The 18,468-nt window shown below is 53.2% G+C and carries 11 protein-coding genes; all 11 read right to left on the bottom strand.

Annotation, left to right across the window (positions count from 1 at the left end; genetic code table 11):
- Positions 1-9: 9 nt before the first annotated feature.
- The gene (locus NQ534_RS18040; protein ID WP_040783759.1) at positions 10-351 is read right to left on the bottom strand and encodes a nucleotidyltransferase domain-containing protein; all 342 of its coding nucleotides are present in this window, start codon (positions 349-351) and stop codon (positions 10-12) included.
- A gap of 276 nt (positions 352-627) precedes the next feature.
- Complete coding sequence (gene eno / locus NQ534_RS18035; protein ID WP_040783821.1) at positions 628-1,926, bottom strand: phosphopyruvate hydratase; 1,299 nt, start codon at positions 1,924-1,926, stop codon at positions 628-630.
- A gap of 249 nt (positions 1,927-2,175) precedes the next feature.
- Positions 2,176-3,135, bottom strand: coding sequence for a hypothetical protein (locus NQ534_RS18030; RefSeq protein WP_416388636.1), 960 nt, complete (start codon positions 3,133-3,135; stop codon positions 2,176-2,178).
- A 186-nt stretch (positions 3,136-3,321) separates the two neighbouring features.
- Complete coding sequence (locus NQ534_RS18025; protein ID WP_006862629.1) at positions 3,322-5,055, bottom strand: ABC transporter ATP-binding protein; 1,734 nt, start codon at positions 5,053-5,055, stop codon at positions 3,322-3,324.
- The gene (locus NQ534_RS18020) at positions 5,048-6,811 is read right to left on the bottom strand and encodes an ABC transporter ATP-binding protein (protein WP_006862628.1); all 1,764 of its coding nucleotides are present in this window, start codon (positions 6,809-6,811) and stop codon (positions 5,048-5,050) included. Before NQ534_RS18020 ends, NQ534_RS18025 begins: the two co-directional genes overlap by 8 nt.
- Positions 6,812-7,022: 211 nt before the next feature.
- Positions 7,023-7,652: a TetR/AcrR family transcriptional regulator gene (locus tag NQ534_RS18015; RefSeq protein WP_040783757.1), complete on the bottom strand. Its 630-nt coding sequence runs from the start codon at positions 7,650-7,652 to the stop codon at positions 7,023-7,025.
- Between the two features lie 228 nt (positions 7,653-7,880).
- Entirely contained in the window at positions 7,881-10,313 is a 2,433-nt protein-coding gene (locus NQ534_RS18010; RefSeq protein WP_040783754.1) for a beta-mannosidase, read from the bottom strand.
- A 36-nt stretch (positions 10,314-10,349) separates the two neighbouring features.
- The gene (locus NQ534_RS18005; RefSeq protein ID WP_006862624.1) at positions 10,350-12,710 is read right to left on the bottom strand and encodes a beta-glucosidase family protein; all 2,361 of its coding nucleotides are present in this window, start codon (positions 12,708-12,710) and stop codon (positions 10,350-10,352) included.
- Positions 12,711-12,712: 2 nt separating this feature from the next.
- Positions 12,713-15,829: an alpha-mannosidase gene (locus NQ534_RS18000; RefSeq protein WP_040783753.1), complete on the bottom strand. Its 3,117-nt coding sequence runs from the start codon at positions 15,827-15,829 to the stop codon at positions 12,713-12,715.
- A 124-nt stretch (positions 15,830-15,953) separates the two neighbouring features.
- Entirely contained in the window at positions 15,954-17,378 is a 1,425-nt protein-coding gene (locus NQ534_RS17995; protein WP_006862622.1) for an ABC transporter substrate-binding protein, read from the bottom strand.
- Positions 17,379-17,531: 153 nt separating this feature from the next.
- Positions 17,532-18,458, bottom strand: a complete 927-nt coding sequence (locus NQ534_RS17990; RefSeq protein WP_006862620.1) for a carbohydrate ABC transporter permease — start codon at positions 18,456-18,458, stop codon at positions 17,532-17,534.
- Between the last annotated feature and the right edge of the window lie 10 nt (positions 18,459-18,468).

The following is an 18,468-nucleotide window of genomic DNA, read 5'->3' as shown; positions in this document are numbered from 1 at the left end:
TTCCTGTTATTAGGCAACGACTACCACCCCTTCCTGTGCAATGTTGCGATAATACGGTAAGTCTTCCCTGTACCGTTCAAATTCTTCATATGGAATTACCGTAGGAGATAGCACCGTATCGTATTCCAGTTCCAGCTCGCTGGACGCATCCCATACCTGCTTTAGCTGCTCCTGTAATACCGTCCGCTCGCCATGCACGATTGCAACAATATCCACATCCGACTCACTATCGTAGTCTCCCCTTGCATAAGAACCATACAAAATCACCTGAACAAGATTACTTCCATAAACGGAATGGTATATCTGTGCCAGTTGCTGTATGATATGATCCAGTTCATTCTTCGTACACATAGACACACCTCCCATCGCTTCTGCTATTGTTTTTATTATAACCAATACGCAGACATATCGCAACAAAATTTAAGGGATGCTTTCCAAAACTTATCCCGTCCGACGCATGGTCCAGTGAACTGCGCCAACTGTCCCCCAAAAAATTCTGCTCACCCTCTGACCATTTTCCCGTCAGTGGGTGAGCAGAAATATTTACTGCTCCCGCCAGCCTCAGACATCCGTTGCAGAACGAAGCATTCCTTCCGGATTGAGACTGATATGAGAACGTGTTTTATATTATCTTGAAACGTTAAACGCCTTCATGCCCGGATATACTGCACTGGCGCCCAGCTCCTCCTCTATGCGCAGAAGCTGATTGTATTTTGCGACGCGCTCTGTACGGCTCGGTGCGCCGGTCTTGATCTGGCAGGTGTTAAGCGCTACGGCGAGATCCGCAATGGTCGTATCCTCCGTCTCTCCGGAACGATGGGAGGTTACCGCCGTATAGCCCGCCTTGTGCGCCATTTTGATTGCCTCCAGTGTTTCGGAAACAGAACCAATCTGGTTAAGCTTAATCAGAATAGAGTTTCCGCAGCCAAGTGCAATGCCCTTGGACAGACGCTCTGTGTTTGTAACAAACAGGTCGTCTCCCACCAACTGCACCTTATCTCCCAGCTCCTTCGTCAGCTTCTTCCAGCCTTCCCAGTCCTCCTCATCAAGCGCATCCTCGATGGAAATAATCGGGTATTTTTCCACAAGCTTCTTCCAGTGTGCAATCAGCTCCTCAGAGGTGTAGACCGTTCCTGCTTTCGGCAGCTTATATTCGCCCGTCTTTCCGGTCTTCCACTCGGAGGACGCCGCATCCATCGCAATCATAAAGTCTTTTCCCGGCTCGTAGCCTGCCTTCTTTACCGCTTCCAGAATCGTCTCGATTGCCTCCTCATCGGATGCAAGCGCCGGCGCAAAGCCGCCCTCGTCACCGACGGAGGTTGCCAGTCCTCTGGATTTCAAAATGGCAGCCAGCGCATGGAACACCTCCGCGCACCAGCGGAGCCCCTCTTTAAAACTCGGCGCGCCCACCGGCATTACCATAAATTCCTGCACGTCCAGCCCGGAGGAAAGCGCATGGCAGCCGCCGTTTACGATGTTCATCATCGGAACCGGCAGACGGTTTCCGGAAACGCCGCCCAGGAACCGGTAAAGCGGAACCTCCAGCGCAGCCGCAGCCGCACGTGCAGCGGCGATGGATACCGCCAGAATCGCGTTTGCGCCCAGATTGGATTTATCCTTTGTTCCGTCCGCATCAATCATTGCTTTATCTACTGCATAAGTATCGGAGGCATCCATACCAACCAGCACTTCACAGATTTTCGTATTTATATTTTCAACAGCTTTCTGTACACCTTTCCCAAGATATCTGGACGCATCGCCGTCGCGCAGCTCCAGCGCCTCAAATTCACCGGTAGATGCACCGCTGGGTGCCATTCCTCTTCCAACGGTTCCGTCCGCCAGGATAACCTCCGCCTCAACGGTCGGATTTCCCCTGGAATCGAGAATTTCCCTTCCGATTACTTTCTCAATCTCTAAATAATCCATTTCATCTGTCCCCTTTCTGACTGTGCAGAGCATCCTCCCCGGAACCAGCAGTGTTCCGGGGAAACAGAGTATCCTACCAATTCTCCGGGAGTCTGCATGATTTATTCACGTTTAGTTAGTTTTAACTAACTTTTGTCAGACTACCATAGCATGATAAGAAAGTCAAGCGTTTTTTCATAGTAAATTATTTGCATCTGCAGAGAACAGGCAGTATCTGTTTGATTGATACTGCCTGGCTCATTCTGCATTTTATTTTAATAACTTCCAAAGCGCCTTTCGGTCACTGTCGGAAACACTCAATACATCCATAGACTGTTCCGCAGACCATCCCATTTTTTCCATAAGGTTCTTAATGCTAACAAACAGTGTGGATATTCTTTCCTTCTGAGCCGCTTCCTCATTCATTTGTTGTATTGCCAAACACACATCAATCGCCTCCTCACCTTCTTTGACTGCTATCTTTGCACCTACGCAGGCATTTAATACATCCACTTCTTCTCTCCCCAAATGGCGGAAAGATTCGTCTGCATCCAATACCTTTTTTAATTCATCCTTGTCTCCTGCATACTTGATAAATGACAGCACTTCTTTCAAAGAACTCTGGAATTTTCCAAAGTCTTCATCCTCTATTGAAGCCGGCGAGAGCAAGTTAATCTTATAATCAGGAACCAGCGCAAGCACTCTCGCATCCTGCCCCGCAAACATCTCATGAATAGACAATGGGCCATCCCATTCTTTGGAATCGAAATATATGACCAATGTTACTACCGGCAGCAAATGATCCGCTTTCATAAAGCCTGACAGATATTCGTCACTATCTGAACCTTTATAATCACCAGACATTTTATGGGAAGTTATCGCCTCTTCTACCTGCTTCGCATATTGAAGAGCATCATACACCATGTTCTTTACCGGCATCGCATAATGGATATTAGACTGGTTCTCGATTGCCAGAAGCAAATAAGCGGTACGTTTATCCATCATCGCGATGACTGATTTAATAACATCCCTGGTTTTCTGCACTGGCTGTCTCGCACCCTTCTCTCCACCATAGGGAACATCTATTTCACGGGTATCAAGTTCCTCCAGGCTTTCCGGATTGATAACCTGCTCACCGCCATATACAAAATAATTAAAGGCATCCGCAAAGATTTCATTCTGTCTCATATATTTTGTTGTTACCGTATCTTTTACTCCCAAAGGATTCACCACCTTTATTATATGCCGCATTCCCGGCAAAGTTTTTTCTGATATTTATATCATACCATAGCAATTTGAAGTTTACAAGCCGGGCTGTTGAATTTCAAATCTCTGCGTCCCCATTCCGTTACTGTTCGCTCTGTTCGCAGTAACCCTGCTATACTCTGGTAATCAGTCAATATCCTGCCAGTCGCTCTACAGCTTCCAGCCTGCCGCCAGCTCTCTCGCCTCGACGAAACGCTTATAGATGCCCTCCTGTTTCATCAGCTCCTCATGACGCCCCTGCTGCACGATTTTTCCCTGGTCCATCACGAGAATCCGGTCGGCCCCGCGGACAGTCTTCAGACGATGCGCAATCATGAAGATGGTTTTTTCTCTGGTAAGCGCATCGATTGCCGCCATCAGCTCCGCTTCATTTTCCGGGTCGACGTTGGCGGTCGCCTCATCGAGAATAATGACCGGCGAATCCTTCATAATCGCCCTGGCGATGGAAATCCGCTGCTTCTCTCCGCCGGAGAGCGACGCTCCGCCCTCGCCGATGACCGTCTCATATCCGTCCGGCAGCGCCATGATAAAATCGTGGCAGCACGCCTTCTTTGCCGCCTCAATCACCTTTTCCATCGGGGCGTCCTCCTGCCCGAAGCGGATATTGTTGGCGATAGTATCCTGGAACAGATAGACATTCTGGAACACAAAGCTGAAATTTTTCATCAGACTGTCCATGCTGTACTCTTTTACATTATGTCCTCCCAGCGTCACACTTCCCGCATCCACATCCCAGAATCTGGCAATCAGATGGCAGAGCGTTGTCTTTCCTCCGCCGCTCGGTCCGACGATCGCCGTCGTCGTCTTTTCCGGAATATGTATGGAGACCCCGTCGATGATTTTCTTCTTCTCGTAAGAAAATTCCACTCCGGACAGCTCCACGTCCGTATTTTCGGGCGCAATCTCTTTTCCCTCGATATCCATCGCCGGAAGGCTCAGCACGCTCTGCGCCTTGTCCACACTGACATCCACGGCGCGCAGCAGCGCAGAATAGTTGCCCGCCTGCTCCAGGCTGGAAAATACCAGGAAGGAGCAGATCGTCATACCGATGCAGGTGATCAGCTCCATGCTCCCCTGCAGATAAAACCAGATGGAGAGCAGCGTCATCACAACGCCGGTCAGCTTAATCAGTCCATTCTGCAGCGCCATAAAGGGAACAAACGTCAGCTCCATCTCTATATTGATATCCGTGTTCCGGTCGATCGCCTGATTGAGCTTCTTTGCCATCCGTCCGGTGAGATTATAGCCCTTCACCTCCGCGATGCCCTGTACATACTCAATCACCTTCTCCACCAGAGACGTATCCGATTTGATTTTTTCCGGAGAAATCTTCTGGGATTTTCTCTGCATCCGGCTGTTTATCACGAAGAAAAGCAGCATTCCCGCCAGCACCACCAGCCCGATGCGCCAGTCGTAAAGAAGCACCATCACAGCAATCAGCGCCGTCGTCAGGATTCCCTGCGTAGTCAGCATTACCACGCGGGTTGCCGTATCCGCAAGATTTTCCATTGTGTTTGTCGTTACGGAGGTAATATAGCCGAGGCTGTTTTCATTGAAGTATCCCATCGGCAGATACCGCAGATGTTCCGCTATCTCCACCCGCTTGTTTGCCGCTGTGCCATAGCCGGCTTCGCACTGCAGGATGGTGGAGCGGTATTTTGCCGCAGAGCCTGCCACAATACTAAATAAGAGGATGCCGAAGCACTGCCAGATAAGCCCGCCGGTAATAGTCCCGCCAATGACTCCCTGCAGCATCAGCATGATGGCGGGTATCTTCAGCGCCTCCATAAAGGCGAGCAGCACGCCGTACGCAAGGGATTTGTAAAATTTTCTTTTATTTGTTTCGCCGCAGAAATCGAAAAACTTCCGGAATATTTTAAGCATAGGATACGCCCTCCCTCTCACTGTTTTTCACGCCGATGTGCGCCTTCCACATCTTTGCGTAGAGCTTTCCATTCTCCAGCAGCTCGCGGTGCGTTCCACGCTCCGCAATCCTGCCGTCATCGACCACAAAAATACAATCCGCATCCGCAATCGTCGAGAGGCGGTGCGCAATCACAATCAGCGTCTTTCCCTGCACAAGCTTCGCCACGGAGGACTGGATGACCGCCTCATTCTCCGGGTCCGTGTAGGCAGTCGCCTCATCGAGTATGACAATAGGCGCATCCTTCAGCATCGCGCGGGCAATGGCGATACGCTGGCGCTCTCCGCCGGAGAGGTGTCCGCCGGCGCCGCCCGCCACCGTATCATAGCCGTTTTCAAGCTGCATGATAAACTCGTGGCAGCCGCTCTTTTTCGCCGCCTCCTCCACCTCCGCGTCCGTGGCGTCCATTCTTCCCATGCGGATATTTTCCCGGATGGTATCATCAAACAGATAATTGTCCTGCGAAACGTAAGCCACCCTGCGGTTGTATTCCTCCAGAGACAGCTCCCGGATATCCACGCCGCCGATGCAGATGCTTCCGCTCTTTACATCCCACAGCGACGCAATCAGCTTCGCAATCGTGGATTTTCCGCTTCCCGACGGTCCCACCAGCGCATTAACGGTTCCCGGACGTATCTGCATATCGATGCCGTGCAGCACCTCCTTTTCCTTATAGGCAAAGGTTACATCCTTCAGCGTCACCGAGTAGTCCGCCGGCTTCTTTTTGTCCTCCTCTGGACGGGAGAGCTCCTCCCAGCACAGGATTTCCGTCACCTCGCCCAGAATCGTCCGCAGACGGCCGATGTCATCCGAATAGGACATCACCGTGATAAGCGGCGCCGTCAGCCCCAGCGAAAGAATCAGGCAGAGCACAAAGTCCGCGACCGCCAGAGTGCCGTTTTTCACAAACAGACCGCCGATGGGGAGCACGGAAACCGCCGTACACGGAAACAAAACCATAGCGATACTGAAAAATACGTTGCAGCGGCGCATCCATTCGATGTAGCAGTCTGCGCCCTCCTTTGCCGCAATTTTAAACTTTTCGTAGGAGCTCTGCGCCTTTCCGAACGCCTTAATCACCTCGATGCCGTTGATGTATTCCACCGCCGTGTCATTGAGAATCCTGGTTTTTATTACGGTGTTTTTAAAGCTCTCCTCATACCCTATCATCATCCCCATGTAAGCAAGCAGGCCGAGCGGCAGGCTGACCAGAGATACCAGCGCCATTCTCCAGTCGATGACGCAGAGATAGACAAACACTGCGACGGGCGCCAGCAGGTTCGACGTAAACTCCGGCAGGATATGCGCAAGCGTTGTCTCGATGCTGTCAATCCGCTCCACAATAATGTTTTTCAGGGAACCGGACGGCGTGTCTTTCACCCTTCCCAGCGGAACCCGCGCCAGCTTGTCGCACACCTGTCTGCGGATATTCCCCAGAACGTGAAAGGTCGCTTTGTGGGAGCAGGTTGTTGAGAGAGCGTGAAAAATTACTCTCGCCAGCCAGAGCACCGCCATCAGCAGCCCCTCGCGCAGATAAATCCCCCACTGCCGTTCTCCCGCGATAAGCCTGGAAACAACGTCCCCCATAATCACATAGGGCACGATGCTGCACGCGACGCCGCATACCGCCAGCAGGACGCTGGCTATGTACAGGTTTTTGTGCGTGCCTGTAAAATCGGCAAGCCAGCCTGTCACTGATTTTTCCTTTTGCTTCATTTCTTCTCCTCCTTGTTTTAGTTAGTTTTTTCTAACCATTAGTGTGATGTCGAGGCATAAACCTCCAACTATGATGCCTATGGATTGCTTCGTGCTATGCACTCTCGCCCCCTGGGCATCATTATATAAGAGAAATCCTCAACGGATTTCTCCCATAAGCATTTTATGTGTTGCCCGGCAAAGAACCCTTCCTTATATTCCCGGAGCCCTTTCAGGATTTTCCGAATTTTACATTCAGAAGCTCCGACCAGCCCGCCGTGTAAAACCGGTGAAACTGTGAGATATATTCCCTAGCTTCCTCCTTCGGCATATCATGCACTATCACCTCGAAAATTCCGGAAAACAGCGCGCTGGCGATAATGTGTATCAGATTTTTATTCAGCGGCTCCACATGACATCCCATTTTGGCAAGCGTCTGTATGTAGGTGAAGGTGGAATCCACCTCCCGCACCACAAGCTGATGTACGAAGTCCGCATAGGCGGTGCCCTCCGCGCATTCAATCAGCAGCTTGAATGCGTCGTAATTATCATAAATATAATCCAGCATTTTTTCCAGACAGACGACAGAGGTATCCGTCATCTGCTCCGTCTGCGTCTGTCCCGGAAGCTTTTCAAAATCATCAATGGTATTGCAAAACAGCTCCAGCACATAGTTTGCCTGTTTATCCACCAGCGCGGCAAACAACTCCTCCTTGCTGTCGTAATACCCGTAAAACGCGCCCGTCGTCACACCCGCCCGCTTTACAATATTGCGCAGGGAAGCCGCCTGGAAGCCCTTTTCCAGAAACTTGCGCTTCGCCGCCTCATGTATTCTCTCCAGAGTGGATTTCTCTTCCTCCATCCTTCTTCTGCCTCCGTATGTAACATCGTTATATAACACTGTTATAATCATAATAGAAAAAGAACAGGCTGTCAAGAGAAAATACAAAATTTGTACATCAGCAGAAAAAACCGCCAGAATCCTTTTTTGATTCTGACGGTCCTTCTCTCAAATTTTCATTGAAACAGCCATGCAATTCTGCCGGAACATCTGTCCGGATTGCTGTTTACGGGAATAACGATGAACGCTTCAACGTCCGATTTCATATACGCTGCGCACACGGATATGACCGGCGTTTCCGGAGAGAATCTGCACACGGCGCTCCCCGGCTTCCATATCAAAATAATTATCGCTTAATACCCAGTCCTCGTTTTCATTCTGCAGCTCCACACCGGAGGCATAGGCGGCTGCCGTCACAATCAGCTCGCTGCCCTCGCGCCGCACGGAAAGCTGCGGATTTCTGTAATTGTAAAATTTCGGCATGGAAAACAGCACGCTGCCAGAGGAAATCACCCCGCCCTCCTGCACGCATGTATAAAACACATGGTGCTCCAGCAGATCCGCCTGCGGGAATTCCTCCTTTTCCAGCCAGACGCCGGAAAGCGGCGGCACCTGCACGCTGATTTCCTTCTCCTGCCCGATGAGCTGCGAGTCCGCGTCGCGGAGACTGTAGCGCACCGTTACGTTCTGTTCCTGCATCGTCTCATTTGCCACATGCAGGCGGACACTCTTTTCCACCGTATACGGTCGGGCGTTCAGATTCGGATTCTGCGTAAGCAGTCCCTCCTCGCAGCACGACAGCAGCACCGGCGCGAAGAAGCGCCTCTCAAAATAATGCAGCGCCTTCCAGCGTCCAAAGTAATCAATCGACGACCAGGACGTCACCGGCCAGCAGTCATTCAGCTGCCATATAATAGCTCCCATACACTCGCCGCGGTGACGCCGCCAGTGCTCCACGGCATAGCGCATTGCCTGCGCCTGCAGAAGCTGGGAAGCGTACACAAGGTCGGACAGATTCTCCGGATAGCGGAAATACTGCGCCATATAGACCATCATCTTCGCATAGCCGTTCTCGCTGCGCTGATGGCGGTCCATCACATACGAGAAGATGTTGCGGTCTTCCGGCAGCGTAAAGCTCTCTATCGTCTTCAGCGCCGGAAGCGACTCAAAGCCAAACTCAGAGGCATAGCGGAAGTTGTGCCTGCGGTAATCCGGGAACGGCTGATAGCCGTGCCATACCTTCCAGTAATGGGCGTCTCCTCTGGATTCCGCCTCCGGCTCGTCGAAATCCCCGCCGGACGACGGGCTGGACGGCCAGTAAAAAGCGTCCGGGTCCTCCCTTTTCACGATTCCGGGAATCACATAGCTGTACATGCGCGTATAATCGCCAATCAGATGCGGGTCGCGCGTATAGCCGTCCATAATCATGCCCTCCATCTCGTTGTTCCCGCACCACAGTCCCAGACAAGCGTGATGGCGGATACGGCGGATGTTTTCCGCAATCTCCTGCGAAATGTTTTCTTCAAATTCCTCCGTAAGACGGTAGGTGGAGCAGGCGAACATCAAATCCTCCCACACCAGAAAGCCGTACTCGTCGCACAAATCAAAAAACCAGTCCTCCGGGTAGCCCGCGCCGCCCCAGACGCGGATAGTATTGTAATTCGCCTCCGCGCACTGCGCCAGCAGCCTCTCTGTGCGCTCCCTGGAAAACCGCGGCAGCAGACAGTCCTCCGGAATATAGTCCGCGCCCATCGCAAAAATCGCTATGCCGTTGATCTCGTGGGCAAAGCTCTCTCCCCACGCATCTTTTTCAATCTTCATACCCATCGTGCGCAGACCGATCCGGCGCTCCCACACATCCTGCACCGCGCCGTCCGCCAGCGCCTCCACGCGCACCGTATAGAGCGGCTGTCCGCCGTAGCCTCTCGGCCACCACAGCGCCGGCTGCTCTATCACAAGCTCCCGCGGAGAATCGTCCCGCCTCTGCACGCTTCCATCCGGCGCCGTCACCATTACCCGGTACGCCACCTCCCCGCCTGTGCGGCGGCGCAGCGTATCCACATCAAACGACAGGCATACCTTTCCTTCCATATGTTTCTGGCGGATGAGCACGCTGTAAATACGCTCATCGCAAACGCCCAGCAGCGTTACCGGGCGGAAAATCCCCATATCCGGCAGCTTTGGCGCCCAGTCCCAGCCGGACATGCAGCTCGATTTTCTCAGATAGTTAAAGCCGTCCAGCGTATCCGTATTGCATGGAATGGAGCCCTGCTCTCTCACCTTCTCCTCCATATAACGGACTGGCGAATAAAAGCGCACCTCCAGGCGGTTATCGCCCTCCCTTAAAAGCTCCTTTACCGGAAACTCCCACTCCCGGTGCATGTTGCAGGTATGTCCGAGCAGCGTGCCGTTCAGATAAATGTCGGCAAGCGTATCGACGCCGTCAAAATGAAGCAGTACCTCCCGGCAGGAGGAAAGCGCCGCCTCCGCCCGAAAGTCGCAGTCATACGTATAGTCCTCTGCTGACAGCGCGAGCGCCGCCTCCGCATTGTCCCGGTAATAGGGGTCTTCTATTTCCCCGTGCGCAAGCAAATCATGATAAACGGAAAACGGCACGGATGCCGGAAGCGCGCGTCCTTTCCAGAGCAGATGCCAGCCATCCCGCAATAATTGTCTTTCCATAATTTCCCTCCCAGTCATTTCCTGTTATGATGCCGGTCAGAGAAAGCCTCCCGTCCCGGTCTGTAAAGCAGCGCAATAGCAGTCTTTTCTTATTTCCGTTTCCAGCAATACGCGACTGCCGTCACGCACCGTCAGAACCGCCCCTCCCGGCTCCACGCGGCGGCGCATCGCGCTGTCCCACACCGCAAACGCCTCCGCCGGCAGCAAAAGCCTCCCGCGCTTTGTCTCCCCCGGAGCCAGCCGGTATTTTCCGAATGCCTTCAGCTCCGCTCTCCGCGGCAGAACGCTTCCGCCCCGGTGCCGGAGAAATACCATCGGGACCGCCGTCTCCTCCCATTCGAATGGATTCGACACTGTAAAGGAGACGACCACACCATCCTCCTGCATTCTGACCGCAATATCCTGATACTCCGCGTCCCCGTATCCCATTCCGGAGCCGAAGGAATACAGCGCCCCATCCTTTTCGTCACAGTAATGCATCGCCTCATAGGATATGCGGGAATTATACCAGACCGGAAGCTGACCGGCGCTGCGCGGCAGCGATACGGGCAGACGTCCGGACGGGGCATACTCTCCGGTAAGAAGCTGCGCCAGCGCCAGAGCGCCCACCGGTCCCGGATAGAAAGCGTACAGAAGCGCATCGGATTGCTCCGCTATCTCTCCCAGCGCATAGGGTCTTCCGCCAGTCACTATCGTTACAACCCGTTTTGCCGCAGCAAATACCTTCCGTGCAAAAATAAGCTGCGTCTGCGGAAGCTGCAGCGAAGATAAATCCACACCCTCGCCGCAATCCATAAGGCCATGCCCTCCGCCGCCTGTGACCGCTGCGCCGTTAATGTCAAATTCCGCCCCGCCAAAACGGCTGGAGCTGCCGCCCAGCACAAGTACCGTCACATCACATTCCGCCGTCTTCTCAGCTCTGTCACAGATTACCAGCTCCAGGTCCTTCCTCCGCGCAAATACCTCATAAAATCCGCGCTCGATGCTCCAGGAGAACTCCTGACGCACCGGCGGCGTATAATCGCCGAGCAGCGCATACACATCCCGGATTATCTCTCCGGTCAGCGCAACACGCAGCCGTTTCCGCTCTGAATCGCCGCCCCTCTTTCCCGCGCCCGCAAGCGGAAGGATACCGCCTTCATTCTTCAGAAGCACCGCCGATTCCAGCGCCAGCGCAAGGCTCTCAGACGCATACTCTGCCGATCCCCGATTTTGCTCTCTTTGTGGAATCTTTCCCGGCTCCGGACTGCCGGACACATATGCCTCCGAATCCGGCGGTACCGGGCAGCGCTGTCCGTCCGCCGTCAGATACGGCGCATCAAACAGCCCCCGCTCAAATTTTAGCTTCAGCACCCGCCACGCCGCCTCATCCAGCCGCTCCCGGCTTACCATTCCCTGCGCAAGCGCCTCCTCCAGATGAGCGAACCCCTCATCCCAGAGCGATACATCCACACCGGAGGAAAGCGCCGCCGCCCCGCACTCTGCCGGGGTATTATACAGAAATCCGAGTCGGTCGACCGCCACACCGTCCGCCATCACAATGCCGTCAAAGCCCATTTCCCCGCGCAGTACATCGCCCAGAAGCCACGGATTATTGTGACACGGAATCCCGTCAATATCATTGTACGCCGCCATGATACCGGCGGCTCCTGCCTTTACCGCCGCATACGCCGACGGCAGATGAATCTCACGCAGCTCCCGCTCTCCTATCCTCGCGGAGCTGGCGTTCACGCCGCCGGTGGTCTCTCCCTGCGCCGCAAAATGCTTCGCCACAACGTCCACACCCTCCGCGCGGTAGCCGCCGACGACCTCCCGCGCAAACTGCGCAGCCAGATATGCATCCTCGCCAAAGCACTCCTCACACCGTCCCCAGCGCGCGTCGCGCAGCACATCGAGCATGGAAACGAGCGCCAGGTCGACCCCCAGCTTTTTCATCTGCCGCGCGCACGCACCGACGGCCCGCCCGGCAAGCTTTGGATTCCAGGTCGCCCCGACAGCCAGATTGACCGGCAGCAGATAGCCGTCCAGCGCCTGATGCCCGTGCGGACTCTCTTCCGCGATCAGCACCGGAATCCCGAAGCGCGACTGTGTGATCACATATTCCTGCACAAGATTATATGCCTGCACGGCAAAGCGTCCCGCCAGTCCGTTCTGATAATCGCGCCCGGACCAGGGGTCGGCGCGGTACAGCCCGTACAGCACGCCGATTCCGCCATATTTCTGCGCCTCCCGGCAAAATTCCTCCGAGAGCTCCAGACCGTTTTCGCTGCGCGTGCAGACGCGAAACCCGTACAGCCTCTGGTTAAGCTGACCCACCTTTTCCGCCGTCGTCATGTGCTCCAGCAAATCCCTTGCCCGCGCACCGGGCGAAAGCGTTCTGTCTTTATATTTTTCCATACTTATTTCAGCACCACCCTGTAGCTCTTGATCTCATATGGACGGATTTCAAAACGGAAGCTGCCGCCCTCCGGGACGATATCGCCGCCCTGCGTCTCCTCCATCAGATCGCATTCCTGTACCTGCCCGATTTCGTATCCCATGCCAAAGGAAACCGTCGCCTGCGTGCGCGCATTTTCATACTCATACATACGGATAATGATGCCGTTCCCGTCATCCGCTTCCTTTACCGTCTCCAGCATGACATTTTTGCTGTCACAGGAGAGGAAGGACGCCTCCGGCTGAAACGCACTGTCCGCGTGGGTATGCACCGGGAAATTCAGACAGTAGCCCTCGCGCACCGTGTCGCATTCCCGCAGGCTCCCACTGTGCGGATACAGAGCGTATGTAAACACATGCTCCTCCTGGTCGGCTGCCGGATTCGGCTCAATCCCGGATTTAATCAACGTCAGACCAATCTCTCCGTCCCGCACGGAATGGCCGTACTTGCAGTCATTCAGCAGACTGACGCCGTAATGTCCTTCCGACAGGTCTATCCATTTCTGTCCGCAGGATTCAAAGCGCGCCATATCCCAGCTCGTGTTCGTATGCACCTTGCGCGTCAGATTTCCGAACTGGATATCGAACGACGCCTCGTCCGTATGCACATCCACCGGAAAATGTACCTTCAGCAGATGCTGGTGCTCCCGCCAGTCCACCCATGTTTCAAAATCAATGCGCGGCGTATCCGCGTAAAAATATATTTTCTGGCAAATCCTGGAATTGCTTATCCGGCGCTCCTGCTCCAGAACGGCGCACACCGGTCCGCACGCCGTCCACTCCATCCGGACAGGCGCCGGTACATCCCAGCTTTTTTCCGTATAATAAATATCAATATCCCAGTTATCGTAGTTCATCGGCTTATCTTCGTACATGCAGAAGCGGTTTCCCGGTCTGCCCGGCTTCAGGATTTCTCTTCTGTTTTTCTTATCATAAATCGAAGAAAACATACCGTCATCATCAAACAGAATCCGGTAATACGGCGTTTCCAGCATATTGCCCTCCTGCACAAACGGCACGCTGCGCGCAGCATCCGGCTTTCCATTCTCTCTGTCGATATAGAATGATTTCCATCCCTTCGCAGGAAGTCCTGCAGCATAAACCACTGCCTCCGCGCCGAGGCTCTGCACCGGACAGCGCGTTCCGTCCGCATCCACAAGCGCACCGCAAATACCTTCCGGCAGGCGCACGATATCGTTCCGCGTAAAGCCTGTCGTGTTAAAGAGCGTCACACAGTCCCCCTCTCCTGCAAACAGATGCATCCGCTCAGAAAGAAGTTCCCCGCCTTTTCTGGCAAGCTGCCCGTATTCCTGCTTTGTCACCTCGTACACCTCGCGGATGCTCGAACCCGGCAGAATGTCGTGAAACTGGTTCAGCAGAATCACCTTCCACATCCGCTCCAGCTCCTCTGCGGGCGTCTGCATTCCGCGCAGCGCCGCCAGCGTGCACAGAAGCTCCACGTCCATCATCAGAATCTCCGATTTTCTGTTTGCGCGCTTATTGCGGCCCATCGAAGTATACGTTCCCCGGTGGTACTCAAAATAAAGCTCTCCTTCCCACACCGGAAGTCTCCGGCTGTCCTTCACGCGCTCATACAATTCATCAAAATATACGCGCGAAAATTCCTGCCGCACCTTCGGGATTCCGCAGATGCCCTTTTCCATGCGCTTTGCCGTCTCCAGCATCTCCCTCGTCGGTCCGCCGCCTCCGTCTCCATAGCCGAACGCTACCAGAATATCGTTGTTGATATCTTTATTCTGATACCGATGCCAGCCGCCTATGATCGCATCCGGGTGCAGCATTCCGTTATAGGTCGTAAAGAAATCCTCCTCGCTCTGCCCGACGCCGAGCGTGGTAATCAAGTGCGTAAACACCGCCGAGCCATCGATGCCCTTCCACATGAATGTATCATACGGCATCTTGTCAATCTGGTTCCACGCAAGCTTTGTTGTCATAAAATAATCGATTCCGCTCTTTTTCATAATCTGCGGCAGCGCGCCCGAATACCCGAACACATCCGGAAGCCACAAAATCCGGCTGTCCGTGCCGAATTCCTCCCGGAAAAATTTCTTTCCGTAAAAGAGCTGACGCACAAGCGATTCCCCGGACGTCAGATTGGTATCCGCCTCCAGCCACATGCCGCCCTCCGGCTCCCAGCGTTTCTCGCGGATGCGCGCCTTAATGCGCTCGTACATATCCGGATACCGCTCCTTCAAAAACTGGTAAAGCTGCGGCTGGCTGGACATAAAACGGTACTGCGGATATTCCTCCATCAGCTTCAGCACGGTGGCAAAGCTTCTCGCCACCTTCTCCCGCGTCTGCGCCACCGTCCACCACCACGCCACATCAATATGCGTGTGACCGATGCAGGTCGCAACCACATCTGCGCACCCCGCCATGTCTCCGTACACGGTCTTCTCCAGATACTGCTCCGCCGCCCGGATGCTCTGATAAAAGTCCTCCGAGTACGGCGTCCGCAAATCGAGAAGATTCACTGCTTCATTTAATACTCTCTCCAGTTCCATCCGGTTCCGGTCATCTTTTTCCATCCGGGAGAATGCGCGCAGCGGCACCACAAGGTCATAGTACAGCTTTTCAATGCGCAGATCCGCCTGCTGCATTTCCAGAATCAAATCAAATTCCGCGTGCAGCGTGCCGGTGTACGCCTGCAGATCGAAGCGCCACTTTTCCCCCGCCGCAGCCGCCTCCGTCATATGCACCAGACGGTGATTCATATCCAGTCCCTGCGTCGCTTCGCCGTTTACAAACAGAAGAAACTGCGGATTTTTTCCATCGTCCCATTCCTCGATCTGCGTCTTCACGCAAAGACGCAGCGCCTGCCCGGCAAGCTCCTCCGGTACGGTATATTCCGCCTGGAACCAGTAGTGACGGTCCGGACCGTACCATTTCATCTTCTCCGGATAAAATTCCCGCCATTCCCCGCCGTTCTCCTGCACCTCCCGCGGATAAAAAAACAGTCCTTCCTTATAGCGGATTTTATCGAACTTCATGGTCTTCACCGTTATCAGCTTCTTCAATTCATCGCAGATTACCTGCACTCTCTTATCAAGATACCACATCTTTCCTTCCTGCCCCCTTTTATCAGTTATAAAAAAGCTGCTGCAAAATGCGCCATATAAATTAAACACAATTTGCAGCAGCTGCTATTTCCGGCTTTTTCGTCCCGCTCAGAGCAGAGCTATTTTATTTTGTGGCATCGATCTGTGCCTGTGCCTCCGCACGGATGGTCTCCCAGCCGGCAGCGTCCAGCTCGCTCTTAATGGTTTCTATCAGCTCGCGCGGGTCCTGCGCACCCGTAAAGAATTCGGATTTATACTTCTCGTATACGGCGCGGCAGTTCGCCAGCTCTGTTTCCACGTTGCTGGTGTCCATATCAAATCCAAGCATCGCGGACGGTTTTGCCGCTTCATTCAGAGCCTTTACTTCATCCCACTGTCCCTCGGAGCCTTCCAGGTCGGTAACTGCGAAGAAGGTACCCTGGGTATAGCCCGCCATACTCCAGTCGCTGTTCAGCTTGTTTACAGTGCCGTTTTCCGTATATTCAAAGTTTTCACCCTCTACGCCGTAGTACAGCCAGTCACGCACCTTGTTGTCCGTATTTACAAGCTGCAGAAGTTCAAGCGCCTTGTCCGGGTGCTCACAGCCGGAGTAAATTGCGCTGATGGAGCCGCGAACCGATGTATTTGACACAACCGTATCGCCGTACTGGATTGCCACGCAGTTTGCAATGCCGTTATTCGGTCCCCATGTGGATTTGGCAGCTCCGCTCCAGCCCTGCGCTGTGAAGAAGGTTCTGTATTTGTTGGAATCGTCTGCTGTCGGTGCATCACCGTTGATGATACCGTCCACATACATCCGGTGAATGATGTCGAGCTTTGAGAGAATCTCCTCGTCCTCCAGCGGATTGACAACCGTCTTTGTCTCGTCGTCATATTTTACGCCAATCGCGGACAGACCTGCGCCAAGCTGGTCATAATATGCCGTTACAAGGAAATCTGCGCCGGACTTTGACATATAATACGGATTGCCGCCTTCGCCCTCCTTGATTTTTGCAAGAGCCGGTTCCAGATCCTCAAATGTAGTAATACTCTCAATATCAATATCGTATTTATCCGCAATATCCTTATCCCAGATAAAATACTCGGTTATCGAACTGTCCTTATAGGTAGGAACTCCGTAAATCGCATCATTCACGGAAACAGCCTTCCAGTAATCCTCCGGAATGAAGGAATACAGATCGGGAGCCGCCTCCGGAAGCAGTTCCGTGATATCCATCAGCACACCCGTCGTCACCTCCGCGCTGTAGCGCGTCTGGTCTGTAAACAGAATATCAAAATATTCACCGGAGTTTGTAATTACACTTCTGCGATTGTCCCAGTCGCCCCACGGAACAATCTCCATGTCGAGATTTACGCCGATTTTCTCCTCCAGATACGGATTAATCTGCGCCAGCCATGCATCATAATTTTCCGGCATCCCGTTGCCCACCTGAATCCATTTCAGTGTAACGACCTCATCCTCCGCCGCTGCGCTTACGCCAGTAGCGGCCGTCATGCCGAGTGCCATTGAAGCTGTCAGAGCCATTGCAAGTACCTGTTTCTTTTTCATTTTGTAAACCCTCCTTTTTGCTTTGCGCTGCCGACGGCAGCTTTTTTATATTCGCGGCGCGGAAAACCGGAAAATCAGTCCGGCGCCTGCCGCTTCGCAGGCGGAATCTCCCGCCCTGTTCTACGGAAATCTGCATTTCCGTTAAAACCTGTGTCATCCTTTTACCGATCCTACCGTCAGACCGGAGATAAAATATCTCTGGAAGAACGGATAGGTACACGCGATTGGAACGATAATCAGAATCGCCATTGCCATACGCGCCCCTTCCTTCGGCATGGAATTCATATACTCTGTCATGGTAACGCCCATTGTCGGATTGTTCGCCATCATTTCAATACTCCTCTGTACATGGTCGAGCAGTGCCTGCAGCGAATACAGCTTTGTGTTCGTAATGTACAGAGAAGACTGGAACCAGTCATTCCAGTAACCGAATGTCAGGAACAGTGCAATCGTTGCCAGCAGCGGTTTTGCCAGAGGCAGCACGATTTTTCCGAAAATCGTAAACTGCGTCGCGCCGTCGATCTGCGCCGATTCCATGACAGAATCCGGTATGTTTGTCTTAAAGAACGTCTTGCATATCACGACATTAAACGATGAAACAAGCAGCGGCAGAATCAGCGCCCAGATACTGTCCTTTAAATGCAGAAGCTGCGTATTTACCACGTAGGAGGAAAGCATACCGCCGTTGAAAATCATCGGGATAAATACAATCATCGTGCAGAGCCCGTTCAGCCTGTAATTGCTCCTGGACATCACATAACCCATCATTGTGGTCAGCATCACGCCGAGCGCCGTGCCGACTATCGTCACCACAAAGGATACGCCGAGCGCTCTCAGAATCATATCCGCCTCGCGGAACAGGAAAATATACGAATCCGCCGAAAACGATTCCGGAATAAAGCGGTATCCGATATGCCGGATGGATTCCTCCGAGGAAATCGAAATAATAAATATAAAGATTACCGGAATAATGCACATCAGCGCCAGCACTGCAAATATGATATTGAAACATATATCCGTCTTTTTTGCTATCCGGTTCAGCCTGTTCGGAGCATCCGGCTCCTCTCTTCTCTTTGCCATCTTCCTGCCT

It is taken from the genome of Marvinbryantia formatexigens DSM 14469 (genome assembly GCF_025148285.1).
GTDB lineage: Bacteria > Bacillota > Clostridia > Lachnospirales > Lachnospiraceae > Marvinbryantia > Marvinbryantia formatexigens.
Note: the sequence above shows the minus strand (reverse complement) of the source record. Positions and strands in the feature narration are given on the sequence as shown.